Origin of the sequence: Microbacterium sp. B24 (assembly GCF_000333415.1) — a bacterium.
Lineage (GTDB): Bacteria > Actinomycetota > Actinomycetes > Actinomycetales > Microbacteriaceae > Microbacterium.
Genome location: NZ_BADB01000082.1, coordinates 1 through 5,921, shown reverse-complemented (window position 1 = coordinate 5,921; position 5,921 = coordinate 1). Strand labels below are relative to the sequence as shown.

The window sequence follows — 5,921 nt, the reverse complement described above, 5'->3', positions numbered from 1 at the left end:
GCCGCAGCCGGCGGCGCGCAGCCGCGCGACGATCTCGTCGAGGTAGGGCGCGAAGTCGTCCGCGACGGGGATGCCGACGACCTGCACGGGTGCGAGCCACACGGGGAAGGCCCCGGCGTAGTGCTCCAGCAGGATCGCGAAGAACCGCTCGACCGAGCCGAGCAGTGCGCGGTGGATCATCACCGGGCGGTGCTTCTCGCCGTCGGGGCCGGTGTACTCGAGCTCGAAGCGCTCGGGCTGGTTGAAGTCGAGCTGGATGGTCGACATCTGCCAGGTGCGCCCGATCGCGTCGCGCGCCTGCACCGAGATCTTCGGTCCGTAGAAGGCCGCGCCGCCCGGGTCGGGCACGAGTTCGAGACCGGAGGCCTCGGCCACCTCGCGCAGCGTCTCGGTCGCCTCGGTCCAGAGCTCGTCGGCCCCGATGAACTTCGGGTTGCTGTCTTCCTTCGTCGAGAGCTCGAGGTAGAAGTCGTTGAGGCCGTAGTCGCGCAGCGTCTGCAGCACGAAGTCGAGGCTGTGGGTGAGCTCGCCCTTGACCTGGTCGGCCGTGACGTAGATGTGGGTGTCGTCCTGGGTCATCCCGCGCACGCGCGTGAGGCCGGAGAGGGTGCCGCTCTTCTCGTAGCGGTAGACGGATCCGAACTCGCTCAGGCGCAGCGGCAGCTCACGGTAGGAGCGTCCGCGCGAACGGAAGATGAGGTTGTGGAACGGGCAGTTCATGGGCTTCAGGTAGTACTCCTGGCCCTCGCGGCTGACGTGACCGTCGGCATCCACGACCTCGTCGAGCACCATGGGCGGGTACATGCCGTCGGCGTACCACTGCAGGTGACCGCTGGTCATGAACAGGTCGCCCTTGGTGATGTGCGGGGTGTTCACGACCTCGTAGCCGCTGGCGAGCAGGCGCTCGCGCATGTAGCGCTCGATCTCGTAGCGGATGATGCCGCCCTTGGGGTGGAACACGCTGAGGCCGGGGCCGATCTCGTCGGGGAACGAGAAGAGATCGAGTTCCTTGCCCAGCTTGCGGTGGTCGCGCTTGGCGGCCTCCTCGAGGCGCTGCTGGTAGGCGCGCAGCTCGTCCTTGGTGGGCCACGCGGTGCCGTAGATGCGCTGCAGCTGCGGGTTCTTCTCGCTGCCGCGCCAGTACGCGCCGGCCACTCGGGTGAGGTCCCATCCGTTCGCGACGTAGCGGGTGCCGGGAACGTGGGGCCCGCGGCAGAGGTCGCGCCAGACCACCTCGCCCTCGCGGTTCACGTTCTCGTAGACCGTGAGCTCGCCGGCGCCGATCTCTGCGGAGGCGCCCTCGGCGGCGTTGGCCCCCGAGCCCGGACCACCGGCGAGCGAGATGAGCTCGAGCTTGAACGGCTCGCCGGCCATGAGCTCGCGTGCCTCGGTCTCGTCGACGACGCGGCGGACGAAGCGCTGGTTCTCGCGGACGATGCGCTCCATCTCCTTCTTGATGGCCTTGAGGTCTTCGGGCGTGAACGGGTCGACGTTGCCGAAGTCGAAGTAGAAGCCGTCGGTGATCGGCGGGCCGATGCCGAGGTTCGACTGCGGCTTGATGCGCTGCACGGCCTGGGCCATGACGTGCGCGGTCGAGTGGCGCAGGATCGACAGACCGTCGGCGCTGTCGACCAGCACGGGCTCGACCGCGTCATCGGCCGTGACGACGGTGGAGAGGTCCTTCAGGTCGCCGTTGACGCGCAGAGCGACGACGGAACGGTCGGGGAACAGGGCGAAGCCGTCGGCGGGATAGGTCACGTCCGCCGCGGGTGAGACATCGGTCAAGGGAAGGTCTCCTGAAGAGGGATCGGATGGGATGCTCAGCTTCGGGCGCCGTGCGCCCCGCCCGCTCAGGCCCAGATCGTTCGTACGCCGGGCGTGCGCGCGCCGGTCGCGAAGGCGGTGATCCGGCTCAGTTCCATGTGTGCAGTCTATCGCCGCCCGGGACTGGTCGATGAGGGTCCATGATGGATGCCGTGATGCTTGCCGTGATCGGAGCGGTGCTGCTGCTCCTGGGCGGCGCAGCCGTCGTGTTCGGAGTTCTGCCGGTGGACGCGGCGCTGGAGATCGGCGACCGCGTGTGGCCGATCCTTCTGTTCGTCGTCGCCGTGACGATCGTCGCGGAGCTCGCGGCGCGCGCCGGTGTGTTCGACGCCGCCGCAGCGCGCCTGGCGCGCCTCTCGCGCGGCCGGGTGATCGTGCTGTGGCTCATGGTGGTCGCGTTCGCCGCCGTCGTGACCGCCTTCCTGTCGCTGGACACCACCGCCGTCCTGCTGACACCGGTGGTCGTCGCCGTCGCGCGCGCCAACGGCCTGTCGCCGATGCCCTTCGCGTTCGCGACGGTGTGGCTGGCCAACACCGCGTCGCTGTTCCTGCCGGTGTCCAACCTCACCAACCTGCTCGCCGCCCATCGTCTCGGCGACCTCGACGCGCTCGGCTTCCTCGGTCTGCTGGGACCGTCGGCGATCATCGCAACCGTTGTCACGGTGATCCTGCTGTGGCTTACGAACCGGCGCGATCTGCGGGGTCGTTTCACACCCGCCCGTCCGCCCCGGGTGTCCGACCCCGTGCTCCTGCGGATCTCGGCCGTCGTCCTCGTCGTCATGATGCCGCTGCTGGTCATCGGCATCGCACCGTGGATGCCGGCATTGGGCGCCGCCGTCGTGCTCACGATCGTCTTCGCGTGGCGGTCGCCGACCGCCCTGCGCTGGGAGCTCGTGCCGTGGCAGCTGGTCGTTTTCGCCTCGGGGCTGTTCCTCGCCGTCGGTGCGGCGGAGGCCCTCGGCTCGGGACTGCTCCTGGCCGCGGCGACCGGCTCGGGAGAAGACCTCGTGTCGCTCTGGCAGGTCGCCGGCGTCGGCATGCTGGGCGCAAATGTGGTCAACAATCTGCCGGCGTACCTCGCTCTCGAGTCCGCCGCGGGCTCCCCCGTGCGCCTCGCCGCGCTGCTCATCGGCGTCAACGCGGGACCTTTGATCACCCCGTGGGCCTCGCTGGCCACACTCCTGTGGCACGAGCGTCTGCACGCTGTCGGGGTTGACGTCCCGTGGAAGCGCTACATCCTGTGGGGCCTCGTCGTCGCGCCGGTCACCGTCGCGCTCGCCGTCCTCCCGCTCGCGTTGCACTGACGACCGCTCACGGAGATGCCCTCTCGGCTCAGGCGACGGTGAGATCGACCTGGATCTCCCCCGCGAGGGCTTCGAGTGCCGAGGTGAGCGTCTCGGCATCCGCTGCGGCCGGCAGGCTGACGGTGACGGTCGCCTCGAACAGTGTGCCCCCGGACATCGGCGCGTCGAGGGTGCGGCTGCGGAACGTGTCGATGCTGAGCGTGTGGGCGGCGATGGCGGCGGTCACGTCCCGGACGATGCCCGGGCGGTCGTTGCCCAGGACGGTGAACGAGACGGTGTGAGGCGCGTCGGCGGATGCCGCGGCCGGCGCGTCGTGCGTCGTCACACGCAGCAGCCCGTCGAGGCCGCTGAGGGCGCTCGTGAGGGCCCGCTGCTGGTCGTCGGGCACCGCGACGAGCACGATGCCCGCGAAGGCGCCGGCCAGCTCGGCGAGTTCACTCTGCTCCCAGTTGCCGCCGTGATCGGCGATGGTGCGGGCGAGAGCGCTGACGAGTCCGGCACGATCGTCGCCGACGACGGTGAGCACGAGGTGGGCCATGCGGCGAGCCTAACGCTCAGGCTGCGGCGGGTGCGAGCGTCGCCGCACGCCGCCCCATCATCGCCACGAGAACGACCATCAGAAGGGCCAGAGCAAGCGCCACCCAGCCGGATCCGATGCCCGCGCCGCCGTCGGCGGCCGGCTTCGCGAGGGCGTCGGCGACGGAGGCCCCCCACGGTCGTGTGAGGACGTACGCGGCCCAGAACGCCGGCACCGCGGGCCAGTGGGCCCACCGGAAACCCGCGGCGATCGCTGCGATCGCCAGCGTGAACAGGGCGATAGAGCCGACGTACCCGATGCCGAGGCCCACCGCCGTCAGGTCTCCGACGGCGGTGCCGAGCGCAAAGGTTCCGACGACGGCCGCCCAGTAGAAGAGCTCACGGCGTGTCGTCGTGATCGCGTGCACGGACACGGTCCCCTCCGAGCGGCGCCACGCCGCGAAGACGACCGCCAGGCCGGCCGCGCCGATCGTCGCGGTGAGGATGTACGGCACGCCCAGGGCGACATGCATCACATCCGCGGCCATCGTGCCGAACACACCGACGGCGGCGACGGCCATCCAGTACGCGGTTGGGCCGTATCGCCGGCGCGTGAGCTGGAAGCCGACGGCGCCGACGAAGAAGGCGAAGCCGAGAAGAACCGCGAGCTCGGGAGCCATGATGCGAATGGAGTAGTCGGAGACGGCTTCACCCAGAGCGGTCGACGTGGCCTTCGTGACCCAGAAGATCAGGGTCGGCTCGGGTACGCGCGACTGTGCAGCCGGCGGGGGAAGCTGATCGGGCAGGTCGCGCAGGTCAGGCACTCTCCGATGATGTCGGCATCGCTCCAAGACGGCGCCAAGAAAGCGCGCCGAGAAGGGGTACGGCACGCCGAGCGACCTGCGTCGCTGGGCGATGGCAGGTGGCTACGGTGAGAGGGTGAACGGTCTGGGGACCATCACATCGCAGAGCCGTCTCCCGAGACGACCTGCGCAAGGCGGGACGTCAGATGCAAACGTCCCGCCTTTCTCGTTGCCTCCCGGCCTCGGCACGCTCTATGGTGATCGTGATGGCCTGGGGGTCATCGAGTTCCACTTTCGATAGCTGATGCGAGCTATGGAGAGGCGGGTCGCAGTGCCGCGTCCCGCCTCTCTGCGCTTCCAGCGTCGAACCCGCATGTTGCACGGCCCGCATTCGGGCACAAAAAAACCCCGGCTGACCGGGGTTGTTCTTGTGCGCGATACTGGGATCGAACCAGTGACCTCTTCCGTGTCAGGGAAGCGCGCTACCGCTGCGCCAATCGCGCCTATACAGGCTTATTCAGTTATGAGGCGAGGTGGCGACGGGATTCGAACCCGTGTAAACGGCTTTGCAGGCCGGTGCCTAGCCGCTCGGCCACGCCACCGTGTGGATTAACCGTGTGGTTTGACCCCCACGTGCCGTGATCGCTTCGAAAAAACGTCCCCTGCACTTGAGGCGGATGACGAGACTCGAACTCGCGACCCTCACCTTGGCAAGGTGATGCGCTACCAACTGCGCTACATCCGCGTGCTCCCTGGTTGCCCCGGGAACTTGATCGACTTTAGCCGACTATTTCGCCATCGCAAAACTGAGCGCGCCCCGCGCGTGTCCCGGTGTGTCGGATGCCGGACGATTCGTGCCGGAGCTCGGCATCCGGTAACATCGAGTCTCGGCCCGCACGGGTCTTGGGCGATTGGCGCAGTTGGTAGCGCGCTTCCTTCACACGGAAGAGGTCATCAGTTCGAGTCTGGTATCGCCCACCATCGAACCCCCGGCTCAGCCGGGGGTTTTCTCTTCACGGCGTACCGCCGGACGCCCGGCACCGTACGCCGCGTAGCGTCGCGGTCATGAGCGTCTCCCCCGGCATCCGCGTGACGCTGGTGGTCGTCGCCCTCTTCAACCTGGTCTCGGCCCTCGCCGGCGGTGTGCTCCTCGTGGTCGTGGGCGGCGACGGTGTCGGAATGCCGAACGAATGGCTCGCGCGCAGGCCTTTTCCCTCCTGGGCGTGGCCGGGACTCATCCTCGGTGTCATCGTCGGCGGCGCTCAGCTGGTGGCGCTCATCGCGCAGCGACGACGGTACGTGCTCGCGTGGGGGCTGCATGCGGCATCCGGTCTCGTGATGATGATCTGGATCTTCGTCGAGATCGCCCTGCTGCTGGTGTGGTCGCCGCTGCACGGCGTGTACTTCCTCACCGGGCTGGTGCAGACTGTGCTCGCCGTGCTGGCGCTCGGCGCCGGCCGCAGCCCTCTCGCGC

General features: G+C 68.8%; 5 protein-coding genes and 4 tRNA genes. 3 read left to right on the top strand and 6 right to left on the bottom strand.

The genetic code is table 11. The features are described 5' to 3' along the window. On the bottom strand, positions 1-1,785 hold a 1,785-nt coding region (thrS, locus tag I5I_RS01890), incomplete at its 3' end, for a threonine--tRNA ligase (RefSeq protein WP_036315761.1). Between the two features lie 182 nt (positions 1,786-1,967). Between thrS and I5I_RS01885 the strand changes: the two genes are divergently transcribed. Next, the gene (locus I5I_RS01885; RefSeq protein WP_083867898.1) at positions 1,968-3,128 is read left to right on the top strand and encodes an SLC13 family permease; all 1,161 of its coding nucleotides are present in this window, start codon (positions 1,968-1,970) and stop codon (positions 3,126-3,128) included. A 28-nt stretch (positions 3,129-3,156) separates the two neighbouring features. On the opposite strand, the gene I5I_RS01880 is transcribed toward I5I_RS01885, so the two are convergent. The 5 genes from I5I_RS01880 to I5I_RS01860 form a co-directional block, all read right to left on the bottom strand. Further along, positions 3,157-3,666: a glycine cleavage system protein R gene (locus tag I5I_RS01880; protein WP_036315753.1), complete on the bottom strand. Its 510-nt coding sequence runs from the start codon at positions 3,664-3,666 to the stop codon at positions 3,157-3,159. Positions 3,667-3,682: 16 nt separating this feature from the next. Then, a complete protein-coding gene (locus I5I_RS01875) occupies positions 3,683-4,468 on the bottom strand; it encodes a COG4705 family protein (RefSeq protein WP_051039426.1) in 786 nt (261 codons plus the stop codon). A 410-nt stretch (positions 4,469-4,878) separates the two neighbouring features. Beyond that, positions 4,879-4,950: transfer RNA gene (locus I5I_RS01870), tRNA-Val, on the bottom strand. Positions 4,951-4,978: 28 nt separating this feature from the next. Next, positions 4,979-5,049: transfer RNA gene (locus tag I5I_RS01865), tRNA-Cys, on the bottom strand. 70 nt (positions 5,050-5,119) lie between these two features. After that, a tRNA-Gly gene (locus tag I5I_RS01860) sits at positions 5,120-5,192 on the bottom strand. A gap of 160 nt (positions 5,193-5,352) precedes the next feature. Between I5I_RS01860 and I5I_RS01855 the strand changes: the two genes are divergently transcribed. Continuing rightward, positions 5,353-5,428 (top strand) — tRNA-Val (locus I5I_RS01855). 84 nt (positions 5,429-5,512) lie between these two features. Beyond that, positions 5,513-5,921 (top strand): hypothetical protein (locus tag I5I_RS01850; RefSeq protein WP_148285469.1); only part of this gene is annotated, 409 nt, incomplete at its 3' end.